We start from the raw sequence: 16,389 nt of genomic DNA on the forward strand, positions 1-16,389 counted from the left end.
GCTCCTCAGCGGTTCGCGGCGGTGGGGTCGGACGGGACGGCGCCCTGTGCGGGCGGAACGGTCGGGCTCGGCGCACCCTGCGTGTCACCGGGCCGCTCGGCGGCGTCCTCCAGGACGATCCGGCCGATGATCTCGTAGCGCGCGGGGGCCTTCGCCTTCAGCCAGAAGCCGAGGCCGAGGCCGCCGAGGAAGACGGCGCCGACGATCCACGGGATCAGTTTGAAGAAGACCGATCCGGCGGCGCTGCCGGCCGCGGTCTCCATGTTGAGGACGAGCAGGACCACGACGGCGGTCATCCCGATCCCGCCGAGCAGCGGGGCAGTGAAGGTCTTGAACCAGTGCCGGTCCTCGGGGTGGTTCTTGCGGAAGTAGCCGATGACGGCGAAGGAACACAGCGTCTGGACGATGAGGATCGCCATCGTGCCGAGGATCGCGAGCAGCGTGTACAGGTGCAGGTACGGGTCCTGGCCGGTGAGCCAGAAGCCGGCGACGAGCGCGGTGGCGATGGCGGTCTGCACGACCGAGGCGATGTACGGGGAGCCGTGCCTGGCGTGGGTGTGGCCGAGCTTCGCCGAGAGGAAGCCCTCGCGGCCGATGGCGTAGAGGTAGCGGGCGGCGCACTGGTGGAAGGCCATGCCGCAGGCGAAGGAGCCGGTGAGCAGCAGCCACTGGAAGGCGTCGACGGCCCAGGCGCCGATGAAGGTCTGGGTGGGTGCGAAGAAGAGGTCGAGGGGGCTGGCGGAGGCGGACAGCTCGACGGACTTGGCCAGGCCGTTGCCCGCGATGGTCATCCAGGAGACGTAGATGTAGAAGAGGCCGACGCCGACGACGGAGACGAGGGTGGCCTTGGGGATGACCCGCTTGGGGTCGCGGGACTCCTCGCCGTACATGGCGGTGGACTCGAAGCCGACCCAGGACCAGAAGGCGAAGAAGAGGCCGAGGCCGGCGGAGGTGCCGGTGAAGGCGTTCTTCGGGTTGACGGGTTCGAGCGGGATCCCTTCCGGTCCGCCGCCCGCGATCAGCACGGCGGTGGCCACGGCGAAGAGCACGGCGATCTCGGCGATGAGCATCACGCCGAGGGCCTTGGCGGTGAGGTTGATGTCGAAGTGCGCGAGGGCGGCGGTGACGGCCAGCATGGCGGCCGCGTAGACGATCCAGGGCAGGTCGACGCCCAGTTGGTCGTGGACGGTGGTCTTCGCGAAGTACGAGAAGACACCGACGATCGAGGCCTCGAAGACGATGTAGGCGAGGACGGCGAGCATTCCGGAGGCCATGCCGGCGATCCGGCCGAGGCCGTGGGAGATGTATCCGTAGAAGGCACCCGCGGCGGTGATCCGCTTGGCCATGGCCACGTAGCCGACCGCGAAGACGGTCAGTACGAGGGTGGCGAAGAGGTATCCGGCGGGGGCTCCGGTGCCGTTGCCGAAGCCGACGGCGATGGGCAGGTTGCCCGTCATGGCCGTGATCGGGGCGGCCGTGGCGACGGCCATGAAGACGACGCCCACGAGGCCGACCGAGTTCGCCTTGAGTCGCTGGACCTGTGGAGCGGCGGGCGTCTGTGATGACCCGTTGGTCGTGCCTGTGCTCATGGCGTCCTCTTCCTGTGTCGGGAGGCCGCCACTCTTCACCCGAGTGACGCAGACCACAATCGGCACGCGGTCCGATAATCTCCTTGCGGAGCAGACGAGTTGTCGGTCCGGAAGAGGGGCAGATCGGGCTTTGTAACCGGTAGGTGATGTCTCCGGAACACGTGGCCCGGTAGCGTCCGCGATATGGACGACCAGGGCGGAATCACAGTTCAGCGGGCACTTGAGCTGCCGGGGCTGCGCAGCGGGCTGCCGGAGGTGGTCGCCTGCGCCGACCGCCTGGGGCGCACCGTCCGCTGGGTGCACGCGGGCGAGGTACCGAACATCGCCTCCCTCCTCAAGGGCGGCGAGTTGCTGCTCACCACGGGTCTCGGCCTCGGCACCCGGCCGGCCGAGCAGCGCGCCTTCGTACGCCGCCTCGCCGACCGGGGCATCGCCGCGCTGGTCGTCGAGCTCGGCCCGCGCTTCACCCGGCTCCCGGCGACCATCGTCGAAACGGCCCGCACCGCCGGTCTGCCGCTCGTCCAGCTCCACCGGGAAGTCCCGTTCGTGGCGGTGACGGAGGAGGTCCACACCGAGATCGTCAACCACCACTACGCCCTCCTCCAGCGCGCCGAGGAGGTCCACCGGCGATGTACCGAGGCCCTGTTGGGCGGTGGGGGCATTCCGCAGGTGCTGCGGATCCTGGCCGACTTCACGGGCAACCCGGTCTTCCTGGAGACCCCCGACGGCTCACTGCTGTACGCGGCCGGCAGCGGGGCGGCGGACACCGGCGCGGACCCGCTCCAGGTGTGGGAGGGGCTGCGCGGCCAGCGCGAGGCCGAGCCGGCCGGGAACACGGTGGTGATCGACGTCCCGGGCGGCGGCCACGGCACGGGCTCGGTGCGGGCCCGGGTGGTCCTGGTCGGGGTCACGACGCCGCTGCTGCCGGTGCACCGGATGGCGGCGGAGCGCACGGCGGGCGTGCTGGCCGTGGTCCTGATGCAGGCGCGCCAGGAGGAGGAGCTGGCGGCGCGCGGCCGGGGCGACTTCCTGACGGACCTCGCCGAGGGCCGCATCAGCGCGGAGGACGCCCCGTCGCAGGCGCGCGTCCTCGGCTTCAAACCGGGCCCGGGCCCCCTGCTCCCGGTCGTCATGCGGCTGGGCTCGGACCTCGGCCCGTCCGGCAACTGGGCGGTGCTGGCACGCGCGGTCCTGGAGGAGCTGGCGTCGGTCGGCGTTCCGGTGCTGTTGGGCGTCCGCCCGGTGGAAGGCCGTGTGCCCCTCCTGGTCTCCCTCCGTTCCGAATCGGAGCGCACGGCGGTGGCGGACCGGGTCGCGGCGGCGCTGCGGGCGGGGGTGGAGCGGGCCGGGCTGGAGCGGGCCGTCGCCCCGCCCGCCGTGGTCGTGGGCGTGGCGGGCGGCTGGGCGGCCGCCTCCGCGGGGCTGCGGCACGCGGCGGAGACCGCCACCGCGGCGCACGGCCTGCCGGCCCGGCCCTGGTACGACGCGCGCCGCCTCGACATCGACCTGCTGCTGTGGCGGCTGCGCGAACACCCCGACCTGGCGGCCTTCGTGGACCGGGCGATCGGGCCCCTCCGCACCCACGACACCACGTCCCGCCCGCCCCTCCTCCCCACGCTGGAGACGTACCTGGCCCACGCGGGCCGCAAGGCGGAGACCGCCCGCGAGCTCCACCTCAACCGGCAGACCCTGTACAACCGGCTGGCCCGCATCTCGGAACTCCTGGGCACGGACCTGGACGACCCGGAAACGGTCCTCTCCCTGAGCCTGGCCCTCCGCGCCCGCCGCCACACGCCTTCTTGACGCGTCGCTCGCACGGTGCGGCCCTGGCGGGCCTTACCGGCTTCGCGCCGCTGCGGCGAACTCCGTCCGCCGGTGCCTGGCCGGGGCCCCGCCACGGTCGTGGGCGCTGCCGTGTGTGGGCCGGCGGCGGGAGCGAGCCTGGCTTGGCGGGGGCGGCCCTGCGGGGCTCGTCCCCTACCCGCCCTTCCACCGTTCCCCGGGGCTCCGCCCCAGACCCCCGTGCCCCGCGGGCCACTACACGGCGCTCCGCGCCCGCGCCTCGAACGCCGGCGGGGCCGGATCGTCCAGCCCCAGCTCCGGAAGCCGCACCGGGCAGGCGGTATCAGCCAAATCCAGCCCCTCCGGCGTTTGAGGAGCGGGGTACGGGGCAGGACCCCGATCCTTGAGCCGCACCGGGCAGCCCACGTCGGCCGAATCCAGCCCCGCCGGCGCTTGAGGCGCGGGGCCCCGGGGCAGCGCCCCGGCAGCGGCGCCGCGCCCGGGGACTAACGTCGGCCGCGTTCCGTCAGTTCGTCGTAGACCGACAGGACCTGCGCCACCGTGTCGTCCTCCGACGGCCAGGAGGCCGCCTGCTCCAGCCCGGCGGCGGCCAGCACGGCACGGCGCTCCGGATCCGCCAGCAGGCCGGTCACGGCCGAGGCGAGGGCGCCCGCGTCCCCCGGCGGCACCAGCACCGCCCCCTCCCCCACCAGCTCCGGCACTCCCCCGACCGACGTGGCCACCAGGGCCACCCCGGCCCGCAGCGCCTCCTGCGCCAGCGGCGCCCGGGCCTCCCACGGGCTCGGCAGCACCGCCACGTCCGCCGCCGCCAACAGCCGCGCGGCGTCCCGGCGCCGGCCCAGCAGCCGTACCGGCAGGGCCTCCGCCTCGATCCGGCGGGCGAGTTCGGCCCGCAGCGGGCCCTCCCCCGCGATCACCAGCAGCGGCGCCGGGTCCAGCGCCCGCCACTCCCGCGCCGCGTCGAGCAGTACGGAGTACCCCCGGTGCGGCACCAGGCTGCCGACCGCGATGAGCAACGGCCGCTCCACCGCGCCCAGTTCCGCTCTGACCTTGCCCGGTTCCGATACCGCGGCGGCGGCCGCCACCGCCACCTGCGACAGCCTCGCGTCCCGCGCCCCCCGCCGTCGCGCGAGGTCCACCTGATCGGAGGACGGCCCCAGTACCACCGCCGCCGCCCGGGCCACGTGCCGTTCCAGCATCCGGCTCAGCCGCCCGAGCGTCCCGTCGGCCACCGGGCCGTCCCCGTGCCAGCTCACCACCAGCGGCACCCGGCGCCCACGCAGGGCCAACAGGGCGCGCGCTCCGGCCCGTACGCCGTGCGCGTGCACCACGTCCGCCCCCGCGCACGCCGCCCGCAGCACGCTCACCGCGTCGGGCGCGAACTCCACTCCCGCGCCGGTGAAGTCGTACTCCCCCTCCGCCCGCACGGGCGCGCACACCGTGACCCCGACACCGCGCGCGGCGAGTCCCGTCGCGAGGGACCGCACGTGCGCGCTGCTGCCCGCGCCGGCGGCGCCGCCGAGTACCTGGACGGTACGCAGCGGTGGCCGCCCGTAGGGCTGGGCCGGGACGGAAACGGAGACCGGGGAGCTGCTCACGGGCCGGGGCTCCAGGATGAGGGGAGGAGTCAGAGACTCGCCAAGAATGCCAGTCCGCACGCGCGTTCCGGGCCCATACGGGTGCGGATCCCGTACGAGATACCGCCGGACACCCCCGAGCCTCACCCACACGGGCTAGCCCGCGTCACCCCGGCGCCCGCCCGGACACGGCGAAGGGCCCGGAGCGCGTACGCACGCCCCGGGCCCCTCCGCCGTACGTCACACGTCCGCGCGCGCCGCTGCCAGGAGTTCCTCAGCGTGGGCCCGCGCCGAGACCGAGTCCTCGTGACCGGCCAGCATCCGCGACAGCTCCCGGATCCGGTCCTCGCCCTCCAGGACCTTGACACCGCTCCTCGTCACGGACCCGTCGTTGGTCTTCTCCACCAGCAACTGCCGGTCCGCGAAGGCCGCGACCTGCGGCAGATGGGTGACGACCACGACCTGGGCCGACTTGGCGAGCTTCGCGAGGCGCCGGCCGACCTCGACCGCCGCCTTGCCGCCGACTCCCGCGTCGACCTCGTCGAAGAGGTACGTCGGCACCGGGTCGGAGCCCGCGAAGACGACCTCCACGGCCAGCATCACGCGGGACAGCTCACCGCCCGAGGCGCCCTTGGCGATCGGCCGTGGCTGGGCCCCGGGGTGCGGGGCCAGCAACAACTCGACCTCGTCCGTGCCCGAAGGACCGTAGGCGACGGCACGGCCGTCGACGTCCACTCCTTCGGGGTCCTCCACCTGCCGGATGTCGATGGTCACGCGCGCGTGCGGCATCGCCAGCGAGGCCAGCTCCGCCGTCACGGCCGAGGCGAACCGGGTGGCCGCCTCGACCCGGGCGTCCGTCAACGCCTGCGCGAGCAGCGACAGTTCGGAGCGCAGCCCGTCCCGCTCGGCGGTCAGTTCCGTGATCCGCTCGTCGTCGCCGTCGAGTTCCAGGAGCCGCGCGGCGCTCTTCTCGGCCCATTCCAGTACGCCGTCCACGTCGCCCGTGGTGCCGTACTTGCGGGTGAGTTGGGTCAGCGCCGCCCGCCGCTCCTCCACCGCGGCCAGCCGCAGCGGATCGGCGTCCAGGTCGTCGGCGTAGCCCGCCAGCTCCCCGGCCACGTCGGCGAGCAGGATGCCCAGCTCCCCGATCCGTTCGGCGAGCGCGCCGAGCGCCGGGTCGTGGGAGCGTACGGATTCCAGTGCCCGGTGGGCGCCCGCGACGAGCGTGTTCGCGTCGATGCCCTCCGGGTCCTCCGGATTGCCCGCGAGCGCGCCGTGCGCGATCTGCGCCGCCGAGGCCAGCGATTCGGCGTGGCCGAGCCGCTCCGCCTCGGCTGCCAGCTCGGCGTCCTCGCCGGCCACCGGCTCCACGGCCGCGACCTCGTCCAGCCCGAAGCGCAGGAGGTCCGCCTCCTGGGCCCGTTCCCGGGCCCGGGTGGTGATCTCCTCCAGCTCGACGGCGACCGCGCGCAGCCGCCGGTAGGCGGACCCGTACTTCTCCAGCGGGACGGCGACGGCGTCACCGGCGTACCGGTCGAGGGCCTGGCGCTGCCGGGCGGGCCGCAGCAGCCCCTGCTGGTCGGTCTGCCCGTGTACGGCGACGAGGTCGTCGGCCAGCTCCCCGAGCAGGCCGACGGGGACCGAGCGGCCGCCGACGTGGGCGCGCGAGCGCCCCTCGGCGGACACGGTCCGGCTGATCAGCAGGGCGCCCTCGTCGAGCTCGGCCCCGGCCTCCTCGGCGCGTACGGCGGCGGGGGCGTCCGGGCGCATGACGATACGGCCCTCGACGACGGCGGCCTTGGCCCCGATCCGTACGAGGGCCGGGTCGGCGCGACCGCCGAGCAGCAGCCCGAGGCTGGTGACGACCATCGTCTTGCCCGCGCCGGTCTCGCCGGTCACCGCGGTGAAACCGGGCGACAGCTCGACCACCGCGTCGTCGATGACCCCGAGCGACCGTATCCGCATCTCCTCAAGCACGGGACGACCATACCGAGGTTTCACGGGTGCCATGTGACGTCACCCGCCCCAAGTTCTCCGAACGGATGTGCTATTAGCTACATGGTGCGGAGCGGGTCAGTGGGGCGCCCCGCGCCAACCCGACACCGGCAGCGCGAACTTCGCGACGAGCCGGTCCGTGAAGGACGCGTGGTGCAGCCGGGCGAGCCGCACCGGTACTTCCCCGCGCCGGACCTCCACCCGGGCCCCGGCGGGCAGCTCCAGCATCCGGCGGCCGTCGCACCACAGCACGCCGTGCGGGGTGCCGGTCTGCACCTCGACCGCGAGCACCGAGGTCGGCGAGGTCACCAGCGGCTTCGCGAACAGCGCGTGCGCGCTGATCGGCACCATCAGCAGGGCCTCCACCTCCGGCCAGACCACCGGTCCGCCCGCGGAGAAGGCGTACGCCGTCGAGCCCGTCGGGGTCGCGCAGACGATCCCGTCACAGCCGAACCCGGTCACCGGGCGCCCGTCGATTTCCAGGACCACCTCCAGCATCCGCTCCGGCGACACCTTCTGGACCGCGGCCTCGTTCAGCGCCCAGTCCCGGTGGACCACGTCGCCGTTGGTCCGGACGACCACGTCGAGGGTCATCCGTTCCTCGACCTCGTAGTCGCGGCTCACCACCCGCTCGACGACCTTGTCCAGGTCGTCGCGCTCGGCCTCGGCGAGGAACCCGACGCGTCCCAGGTTGACGCCCAGCATCGGCACGCCCGAGGCCCGCGCGAACTCGGCGCCGCGCAGCAGGGTCCCGTCCCCGCCCAGCACGATCAGCAGCTCACAGCCGTCGAGCACGCCCGGCGTGCAGTCCTCCACGGGCTCCACCTCGGGCGGCAGCGGCAGGTCCGCCGCCTCGTGCGCGAAGACCCGCACACCGAGCCCGCACCGCAGCAGGCCCTTCACGACCAGCTCGGCACTGCGGATGGCCGCGGGCCGCCCGGTGTGCGCGAGCAGGAATACAGTCCGTTCCCCCGATGAATCTGTCACTGAGGCCCCTCCGCCACTGCACGGTCGACATCCGACGGGTCGAGTGCAGGTGCCCCCGCCCGCAGCCACAGAAAGTACTCGACGTTGCCCGACGGACCGGGCAGCGGACTCGCCGTCACGCCGAGCACTCCGAGCCCCAGCTTCCACGCCTGCGCCGCCACGTCCCGCACGGCCTCGGCCCGCAGCTCCGGGCTCCGCACCACACCGCCGCTGCCCAGGCGCTCCTTGCCCACCTCGAACTGCGGCTTCACCATCAGCACCAGGTCCGCGTCCGGCGCGCAGCACCGCACGAGCGCCGGCAGCACCAGTCCGATCGAAATGAAGGACAGGTCCCCGACGACGAGATCCACCGGAATCCCGTCGATCAGCTCCACCGTGAGTTCACGGACGTTCGTCCGGTCCTTGACCGTGACCCGATCGTCGCTCTGCAGCGACCACGCCAGCTGCCCGTAGCCGACGTCGACGGCCATCACATGGGCGACGCCCGCCCGCAGCAGCACGTCGGTGAAGCCGCCGGTCGACGCTCCGGCGTCCAGCGCCCGCCGCCCCTCCACGAGAAGCCCCTGCGGCCGGAAGGCCGCCAGTGCCCCCGCGAGCTTGTGGCCGCCGCGCGAAACGTAGTCCGGATCGCTGTCGTCCTTGAGCACCACCAAGGCCGCGCTGGTCTCCACCTGGGTGGCCGCCTTGGTCGCGGTGGCGCCGCCGACGGTCACCCGGCCCGCGGCGATCAGCTGCGCGGCGTGCTCCCGCGAGCGGGCCATGCTGCGGCGTACCAGTTCGGCGTCCAGGCGGCGGCGCGCCACTCCTGCCACGTTCGGTTCAGCTCCTGTTTTCGTAAGGGACGGGGACGGGTGGTGCGTCCAGCGCGTCGAGCGCGTGGCGCAGTCCCCTGTGTACATCCTCGTACACCTCGACGTGCCCGTCCGCCGCGAGGTGGTCCGCGTCCGCCAGCCGCGCCAGGTGCGCGTCGACGGCGTCGTGCCCGGTGGGCGTCCGTACGATCCCCAGCGGTGCGACCCCGCCGCCCTCCGCGGGGGCCTCTTCGTCGTCCATGCCCAGACGCTACCCCGAAGCGCCCCACGACCACGCACGGCTCTGCGGTACCGTCGTGATCACGATGGCTACGATCGATGAGTGCCGAGCCGCACTCGACAAACTCTCCGAGAACCTCGCCGGCGCGGACGGCGGCGTCCGAGGCGCCGCCGCGCTGGACCGCTCCCTGAGCTGCCACATCACGGACCTCGACCGGACCTTCACGGGCCGCCTCGACGGCGGCCGGATCCGCGTGGACGCGGTCACCCCGGGCCCACCGGCGACGAAGGCCGAGATCCGACTGGCGATGACGGGTGACGACCTGGTCGCCCTGGTGGCGGGCAACCTCAAATTCGCCAAGGCCTGGACCTCGGGCCGAGTAAAACTGGAAGCGGGCTTCCGCGACCTCCTCCGGCTGAAGTCGCTGCTCTAGCCCCCCCGCCGGGGAAACCCAACCCTGGCGGGGAAACCCACCCCCGCCGGGGGAATCCAGCCCGACCGGGGGAAATCCAGCCCCGCCGGCGTTTGAGGCGCGGGGGTCCGGGGGCAGCGCCCCCGGCAACGGCGCCGCACCCGACCACGAGACCGGGCCCAAAACCAGCCCCGCCGGCGTTTGAGGCGCGGGGTCCGGGGCGGAGCCCCGGCAACGGCGCCGCACCCCGCGGCTAGAGCGCCCGCGCCCGAGCGGCCCGCGCCGCCGGCACCACCAGCGGCGTCCCGGTCTCCGGGTCGGAGATCACCTGACACCGCAGCCCGAACACCTCTTCCACCAGCTCGGCGGTGACAACCGCCCCCGGCGCGCCCTCCGCCACGACCTTCCCGCCCCGCATCGCGATCAGATGCGTCGCGTACCGGGCCGCGTGGTTGAGGTCGTGCAGCACGGCCACCAGCGTCCGCCCCTGCTCCTCGTGCAGCTCCGCGCACAGGTCCAGCACGTCGATCTGGTGCTGGATGTCCAGGTACGTGGTCGGCTCGTCCAGCAGCAGCAGCGGCGTCTGCTGCGCCAGCGCCATCGCGATCCACACCCGCTGCCGCTGCCCGCCCGACAGCTCGTCCACGGCCCGGTCGGCCAGCTCGGCGACCCCGGTCGAGGCCATCGACTCGCGCACGATCCGCTCGTCCTCGGGTGACCACTGCCGCAGCAGCCCCTGGTGCGGGTACCGCCCCCGCGACACGAGGTCCGCGACCGTGATCCCGTCCGGCGCGATCGAGGACTGCGGCAGCAGGCCCAGCGTCCTGGCGACCTTCTTCGCCGGCATCGACCCGATCGCCTGCCCGTCGAGCAGCACCCGCCCCGCCGTCGGCTTCAACATCCGCGAAAGGGCTCGCAGCAGCGTGGACTTGCCGCACGCGTTGGGACCGACGATCACCGTGAAGGAGTTGTCGGGAATCTCCACCGAGAGGTTCTCGGCGATGACCCGCTCGTCGTATCCGAGGGTCACGTTCTCCGCGGTCAGCCGCTGCACTTGAGCACTCCTGAGGTTCATATACGTCCCGCCTTGCGCTCGGTGACGAGCAGCCAGAGCAGATACACACCGCCGACGAGTCCGGTCACCACGCCCACCGGGAGCTGGTCGGCGCCGAAGGCCCGCTGCGAGGCCCAGTCCGACACCAGCAGCAGCACCGAGCCCATCAGCGCCGCGCACAGCAGGTTCGCCCCGGGTGACCGGGTCAGCCGCCGTACCAGCTGCGGCGCGGCCAGCGCCACGAAGCTGATCGGGCCCGCCGCCGCGCTCGCCGCCGTCGTGAGCAGGATCGCCCCGATCATCAGCAGCAGCCGCGTGCGTTCCACCCGTACCCCGAGGGCGTGGGCGGCGTCGTCGCCCATCTCCATCATCCGCAGGGCCCGGCCCTGCGAGAGGATCAGCGGGAAGAGCACCGCGCACACCCCCAGCAGCGGCCACACCTGCGCCCAGTCCCGGCCGGCCAGCGAACCGGTCAGCCAGACCATGGCGCGGGTGGCCTCGACCATCTGGGCCTTGGTGATCAGGTACTGGATCAGCGCGGTGAGCATGGCGGAGGCGCCGATGCCGACGAGCACGAGCCGGTAGCCGTGGATCCCCCGCTTGTAGGCCAGCAGGTACACGGCGAGCCCGGCCAGCACCCCGCCGAGCAGCGCTCCGACGGCCACCTCGGTGGCGTCGCCCTTGAACAGGATGATGACGACGAGCGCGCCGACCGCCGACCCGTACCCGAAGCCGAGCAGGTCCGGGGAGCCGAGCGGGTTGCGGGAGACGGACTGGAAGACCGCCCCCGCGATTCCGAGGGCCGCGCCGACGAGCAGCGCGACCAGCACCCGCGGCAGCCGCAGGTCGTTGACGATGAAGTCGTCGGCGGGGCTGCCGTTGCCCAGCAGGGTCTGTACGACGTCCCACGGCGCGATCGGGAAGTCGCCGGTGCCGATGAGCAGTACGGCCAGCGCGAGCGCCGCGACGGCGAGCAGCATCCCGACTCCCAGGGCACGCCGTTCGACGCGCAGGGAGATCCCGCCGGGGAGGTCCAGCCGGCGGGCCTTGGCGGTCACGGTCACAGCTGGGCCATCCTCTTGCGCCGGACGAGGTAGATGAAGACGGGCCCGCCGACGAGCGCGGTGACGATGCCGACCTGCAGTTCGGCGGGCCGGGTGACGACGCGTCCGATGACGTCGGCGCCGAGCAGCAGCACGGGCGAGAGCACCGCCGAGTAGGCGAGCACCCAGCGCATGTCGGGTCCGGTGAAGGCCCGCACCAGGTGCGGGACCATCAGCCCGACGAAGACGATCGGGCCGCAGGCGGCCGTCGCCGCGCCGCACAGCAGGGTGACGGCGATCATGGCGCCGATCCGGGTCCGCGTCAGATGGGCGCCGAGGGCCCTCGCGGTGTCGTCGCCCAGGGCCATCGCGTTGAGCGAGCGGCCCAGCGTCAGTGCGAGCACGGCGCCGGCCAGCAGGAACGGTGCCACCTGGCGGACGGTCTCCATGTTGGCCGAGGACAGCGAACCCACGGTCCAGAAGCGCAGCTTGTCCAGCGCCTTGCTGTCCATCAGCTGTACGGCGTTGATGTAGCCGACGAGGGCCGCGCCGGCCGCCGTACCGGCGAGGGCGAGGCGTACGGGGGTCGCGCTGCGGCTGCCCCCGAGCACGTAGACGACGACCGAGACAACGGCGGCGCCGAGGAAGGCCCACCACACGAACTCGCTCAGCGAACTCGCCCCGAAGAAGCTGATCGCCGAGACGACGGCTGCGGCGGCGCCCGCGTTGACGCCGAGGATGCCCGGTTCGGCGAGCGGGTTGCGGGTGAGCGCCTGCATCACCGCCCCGGAGAGACCGAGCGCGAGCCCGACCATCAGCCCGAGCAGGGTGCGCGGCACCCGCAGGTCCCGCACCACCACGTCGGAGGTCGTCCCCGCGTAGTCGAACAGGCCGTGCCAGACCTCGTCGAGGGGCATCTGCTTGGCGCCCACGGCGATGCTCAGTACGGCGATCAGGGCCAGCACCGCGAGGGCGGCGACAAGGCCGGCGACGCGCGGGGCATGCCGCGGCCGGGCGGCGACGACGGACGACCGCGCCGTGCCCGGTCCGGGTTCGGGGGGACTCTCAACCAACACCCGAGTTAGGTTAGCCTACCCTGAACCCATTCCGGATCACCCGAACGGCCCACCCGGCCCGCTGGCCCACCCGGCCCGGACGCCAACCCGGCAGGGGCCTGTCGTCGAACTCCCGCCTGCTCCGCGGGCGACGACGGGAGTTCGACGACGGGCCCCGGCCCGGTCCGCGCGACCACCCTCAAACGCCGCGCTCTTCGCCTGGGCGCGCCGCCGCAGTCCCGCCGGCGCCGCCCCCGCCCCGCCCACCCGGGAAGGTCAAAGCCCCAGCCTGGCCAGCGCCTTGGCCGCGTCCAGGGCGCAGGCCCCGTCCCCGGCCTCCGTCCAAGCCGCCGCGCACAAGGCCCGCAGCCCGTCGAGCGGATCGCCGCCCTCCCCGCGCAGCTCCAGCACCCGGCCGTCCACCGCGACCGCGGTCCAGCCCCCGCAGCGGAAGCCCTCCCCGGCCGGCTCCACCGCAGGCTGCCCGGTCAACAGCCCCCGCAGGTCGCGGTCCACGTACGTCGGCCGGTGCCGCGGCTCCGCCCGCACCAGCTGCGCCGCGTCCGTCACCCCGGTCAGCACCAGCAGCGAGTCCACCTCCCCGTTGAAGGCGCCCTCGATGTCGGTGTCCAGCCGGTCCCCGACCACCAGCGGCCGCCGCGCCCCGGTGCGCAGCACCGTCTCCCGGTGCATCGGGGGCAGCGGCTTGCCCGCCACCTGCGGCTCGGCGCCCGTGGCGATCCGTACGACCTCCACCGCGGCCCCGTTGCCCGGCGCGATCCCGCGTGCCCCCGGGATCGTCAGGTCGGTGTTGGACGCGAACCACGGCACCCCGCGGCTGATCGCGTAGGAGGCCTCCGCGAACCGGCCCCACGCCAGGTCGGGCCCCCCGTACCCCTGGACGACCGCCGCGAGCCCTTCCTCCTCGGCCGACTCCACCGGCACCAGGCCCCGCTCGCGCAGCGCGACCCGCAACCCCTCCCCGCCGATCACCAGCACCTTCGACCCCGGCTCCACCTGCTCCGCGATCAACCGGGCCACCGCCTGCGCCGAGGTGATCACCTCGCCCGCCTCGGTCGGGATGCCCAGCTCGCCCAGGTGCTCCGCGACGGCGTCCGGAGTGCGGAGCGCGTTGTTCGTCACGTAGGCGAGGTGCATCCCCTCCGCGCGGGCGACCGCGAGGGAGTCCACGGCGTGCGCGATGGCCTCCCCACCCGCATAGACCACGCCGTCGAGGTCGAGCAGAGCCGTGTCGTACGCCTGGTGCAGACTCCGCTCACTCGCCGCGGGACTGGTCCTGCTCTGCCGGGTCATCCTGTCCGCTCCTCATACGATCGCTCTTGTCCGATTCCGTACTCCCCCGATCATCCCGCATGGCGAGACGCGACTTACCATGCACCAATGACCTCTTCTGGCACCGCGGAACATGGCCTGCGCCTGATCCCCTTCAATGGCCTGCGCTACGTCCCGGAGCGTGTCGGCAGCCTCGCCGCCGTCACCTCGCCGCCGTACGACGTGGTCGTGCGCCCGGACGGGGTCGACCACCTGGAATCGGCGGACCCGCACAACATCGTCCGCCTGATCCTCCCCCAGGCCGGCACCCCGGCCGCGCGCAACGAGCAGGCGGCGCGCACCCTGCACCACTGGATCGCCGAAGGCATCCTCAGCGCCGACCCCGAGCCCGCGCTGTACGTGTACGAGCAGCGCAAGGCCGGTCTGCTCCAGCGCGGCATCATCGGCGCGCTCGCCCTGTCCACCGCCGAGGAGGGCATCGTCCTCCCCCACGAGGACGTCATGCCGGACGTGGTCACCGACCGCGCCGGCCTGATGCGGGCCACCGCCGCCAATCTCGAACCCCTCCTCCTCACCTACCGCGGCGACGACCCTGCGGCGGGCGCGGCGGCGGTCGTCGAACGCGCGGCCCAGGGCGCACCCCTCCTGTCGACCACCACCGAGGACGGCGTCCAGCACCGCCTGTGGGCCGTCACGGACCCGGCCGAGCTGGCCACCATGACGGCCGATCTCAGCCACCGTCAGGCCCTGATCGCCGACGGCCACCACCGCTGGGCCACCTACCTGCGCCTCCAGGAGGAGCACGGCTCCCCCACCGCGTGGGACTTCGGCCTGGTCCTCCTCGTGGACACCGCCCGCTACCCCCTCCAGGTCCGCGCGATCCACCGCATGCTGCGCCGCCTCCCCGTCGCGGACGCCCTGGCCGCACTCGCCGGCCGGTTCCGGATCCGCAGGGTCGAAGGGCCGCTCCCGCTGGCCCTGGAAACCCTCGCCGACGCCGCGGAGCGGGGCAACGCCTTCCTCCTCACCGGCGACGGCACCTTCCACCTGGTCACCGACCCCGACCTGGACCTCCTCGACCGCACGGTCCGGCACGACCGCCCCGAGGCCTGGCGCCGGCTGGACGCCACGGTGCTGCACGCGACCCTGCTCGACGCCCTGTGGCACGTCCCGGACACCCCGGACCAGATCGCGTACATCCACGACGCCGCGGCCACCGTGGAACAGGCGGAGCGCCACGGCGGCACCGCGGTCCTCCTGCACCCCGTACGGGAGGAAGTCGTACGGGACCTGGCCCGCCAGGGCGTCACGATGCCCCGCAAGTCCACCTCCTTCGGCCCGAAGCCGGCGACGGGCCTGGTCCTGCGCGGCCTCGGCTGACCTGTTCCTGCTCCAGGACATGCGAAAGGGCGGTACCCCGACCGGGGTACCGCCCTTCCTCACATCAGCCCGCGTCAGCCCTTGTCGGCCTCGGCGTCGGCATCGGCATCGGCGTCGGCCGCGGACTGCTCCAGCGACTCGTACTCCTCGTCGTCCTCGTCGTAGTACTCGGTGACGTCGGCGGCACGCTCGGCCGCGGCGATCTCCGCCGCGTCCTCGTCCTCGTCGTCCTCGTCGTCCTCGTCGTCCTCACGCAGGTCGACGTCGTCGGCCGGCTCGACCGCGGCGTCGACGAACTCGACACCGTCGATCTCGGCGAGACGGTCGGAGGCGTCGGTCGCCCCGTCCTTGTCGGCCTCGAGGGTCTTCGCGAACCACTCACGCGCCTCTTCCTCACGACCGGCCGCCAGCAGGGCGTCGGCGTAGGCGTAGCGCAGGCGCGCGGTCCAGGGCTGGACGCTGTTGGACGCCAGCTCCGGGCTCTGCAGGGTCACGATGGCGGCGTCGAGCTGCCCCTGGTCCCGCCGGGCACCGGCCGCGACCAGACGCATCTCGACCTGGCCGGCCTTGTCCAGCTTCTGCACCTCGGGCTCGCCGGCCATCGCCAGCGCCCGCTCGGGGCGGCCGAGGCCGCGCTCGCAGTCGGCCATGACGGGCCACAGCTCCACGGAGCCGGTCATGCGCTTGGCCGCACGGAACTCCGCGAGGGCCTCGCTGTACTTCTGCGTCGCGTACGCGGCGAAGCCGGCGGCCTCGCGAACGGCGGCGACACGGGAGGCCAGCCGCAGGGCGATGCGCGAGTACGCGTACGCCTGCTCAGGGTCCTCGTCGATCAGCCGGGCCACCATGACCAGGTTCTTGGAGACTTCCTCGGCCAGGCCCTTGGGCAGGCTCAGCAGCTCCTGGCGCACGTCGGCGTCGATCTCGAGGCCGGTGACGTCCTCGTCGATCGGAAGCCGCTTGACCGGGTCCCGGTCGCGGTCGCCGCGGTAGTCGCGGTCGCCACCACGGTCATCGCGACCACGGTAGCCACCACGGTCGTCACGGCCGCCACGGTACCCACCACGGTCGCCGCCGCGGTCGTCCCGACGCGGGTACGAGGGACGGTCGCCACCGCGGTCATCGCGACGCGGGTAGCTGGGACGGTCGCCGCCACGGTCGTCACGACC

14 protein-coding genes are annotated in these 16,389 nt (G+C 73.5%); 3 read left to right on the plus strand and 11 right to left on the minus strand.

The window, feature by feature from the left end:
* Positions 1 to 5: 5 nt before the first annotated feature.
* Positions 6 to 1,589, minus strand: coding sequence for an APC family permease (locus ACFYYJ_RS34695; RefSeq protein ID WP_385132260.1), 1,584 nt, complete (start codon positions 1,587 to 1,589; stop codon positions 6 to 8).
* Positions 1,590 to 1,772: 183 nt separating this feature from the next.
* Here ACFYYJ_RS34695 and ACFYYJ_RS34700 point away from each other — a divergent pair, with 183 nt between their 5' ends.
* Positions 1,773 to 3,392 (plus strand): PucR family transcriptional regulator, encoded by a 1,620-nt coding sequence (locus ACFYYJ_RS34700; RefSeq protein WP_385132263.1) that lies wholly within the window; start codon positions 1,773 to 1,775, stop codon positions 3,390 to 3,392.
* Positions 3,393 to 3,877: 485 nt separating this feature from the next.
* Here ACFYYJ_RS34700 and ACFYYJ_RS34705 read toward each other — a convergent pair whose 3' ends face one another.
* From ACFYYJ_RS34705 to ACFYYJ_RS34725, 5 genes are all read right to left on the minus strand, one after another.
* Positions 3,878 to 4,990 carry a glycosyltransferase family 4 protein gene (locus tag ACFYYJ_RS34705; protein ID WP_385364883.1) on the minus strand — a complete coding sequence of 371 codons (1,113 nt, stop codon included), beginning with the start codon at positions 4,988 to 4,990 and terminating at the stop codon, positions 3,878 to 3,880.
* A gap of 219 nt (positions 4,991 to 5,209) precedes the next feature.
* Complete coding sequence (gene recN, locus ACFYYJ_RS34710; RefSeq protein ID WP_385132279.1) at positions 5,210 to 6,934, minus strand: DNA repair protein RecN; 1,725 nt, start codon at positions 6,932 to 6,934, stop codon at positions 5,210 to 5,212.
* A 108-nt stretch (positions 6,935 to 7,042) separates the two neighbouring features.
* Complete coding sequence (locus tag ACFYYJ_RS34715) at positions 7,043 to 7,951, minus strand: NAD kinase (protein WP_384756510.1); 909 nt, start codon at positions 7,949 to 7,951, stop codon at positions 7,043 to 7,045.
* Complete coding sequence (locus ACFYYJ_RS34720) at positions 7,948 to 8,763, minus strand: TlyA family RNA methyltransferase (protein ID WP_385132269.1); 816 nt, start codon at positions 8,761 to 8,763, stop codon at positions 7,948 to 7,950. Before ACFYYJ_RS34720 ends, ACFYYJ_RS34715 begins: the two co-directional genes overlap by 4 nt.
* Before the next feature lie 7 nt (positions 8,764 to 8,770).
* Complete coding sequence (locus ACFYYJ_RS34725) at positions 8,771 to 9,004, minus strand: hypothetical protein (protein WP_385364885.1); 234 nt, start codon at positions 9,002 to 9,004, stop codon at positions 8,771 to 8,773.
* A 64-nt stretch (positions 9,005 to 9,068) separates the two neighbouring features.
* On the opposite strand from ACFYYJ_RS34725, the gene ACFYYJ_RS34730 reads away from it, so the two are divergent.
* The gene (locus ACFYYJ_RS34730) at positions 9,069 to 9,416 is read left to right on the plus strand and encodes an SCP2 sterol-binding domain-containing protein (RefSeq protein WP_385132276.1); all 348 of its coding nucleotides are present in this window, start codon (positions 9,069 to 9,071) and stop codon (positions 9,414 to 9,416) included.
* Between the two features lie 232 nt (positions 9,417 to 9,648).
* Here the strand turns inward: ACFYYJ_RS34730 and ACFYYJ_RS34735 are convergent, their stop codons facing one another.
* The 4 genes from ACFYYJ_RS34735 to ACFYYJ_RS34750 all read right to left on the minus strand — a co-directional run bounded on the left by ACFYYJ_RS34735 (position 9,649) and on the right by ACFYYJ_RS34750 (position 13,861).
* A complete protein-coding gene (locus ACFYYJ_RS34735) occupies positions 9,649 to 10,470 on the minus strand; it encodes an ABC transporter ATP-binding protein (RefSeq protein ID WP_385134307.1) in 822 nt (273 codons plus the stop codon).
* Entirely contained in the window at positions 10,467 to 11,507 is a 1,041-nt protein-coding gene (locus tag ACFYYJ_RS34740; protein WP_385134312.1) for a FecCD family ABC transporter permease, read from the minus strand. Before ACFYYJ_RS34740 ends, ACFYYJ_RS34735 begins: the two co-directional genes overlap by 4 nt.
* Positions 11,508 to 11,509: 2 nt before the next feature.
* A complete protein-coding gene (locus ACFYYJ_RS34745) occupies positions 11,510 to 12,568 on the minus strand; it encodes a FecCD family ABC transporter permease (RefSeq protein WP_389138148.1) in 1,059 nt (352 codons plus the stop codon).
* Between the two features lie 255 nt (positions 12,569 to 12,823).
* Positions 12,824 to 13,861 (minus strand): HAD hydrolase-like protein, encoded by a 1,038-nt coding sequence (locus tag ACFYYJ_RS34750; protein ID WP_385134280.1) that lies wholly within the window; start codon positions 13,859 to 13,861, stop codon positions 12,824 to 12,826.
* 87 nt (positions 13,862 to 13,948) lie between these two features.
* On the opposite strand from ACFYYJ_RS34750, the gene ACFYYJ_RS34755 reads away from it, so the two are divergent.
* Positions 13,949 to 15,220 (plus strand): DUF1015 family protein, encoded by a 1,272-nt coding sequence (locus ACFYYJ_RS34755; RefSeq protein WP_385366814.1) that lies wholly within the window; start codon positions 13,949 to 13,951, stop codon positions 15,218 to 15,220.
* Between the two features lie 74 nt (positions 15,221 to 15,294).
* Here ACFYYJ_RS34755 and ACFYYJ_RS34760 read toward each other — a convergent pair whose 3' ends face one another.
* The gene (locus tag ACFYYJ_RS34760) at positions 15,295 to 16,131 is read right to left on the minus strand and encodes a tetratricopeptide repeat protein (RefSeq protein ID WP_389138163.1); all 837 of its coding nucleotides are present in this window, start codon (positions 16,129 to 16,131) and stop codon (positions 15,295 to 15,297) included.
* Between the last annotated feature and the right edge of the window lie 258 nt (positions 16,132 to 16,389).

The organism is Streptomyces sp. NPDC002467 (assembly GCF_042889825.1).
Lineage (GTDB): Bacteria > Actinomycetota > Actinomycetes > Streptomycetales > Streptomycetaceae > Streptomyces.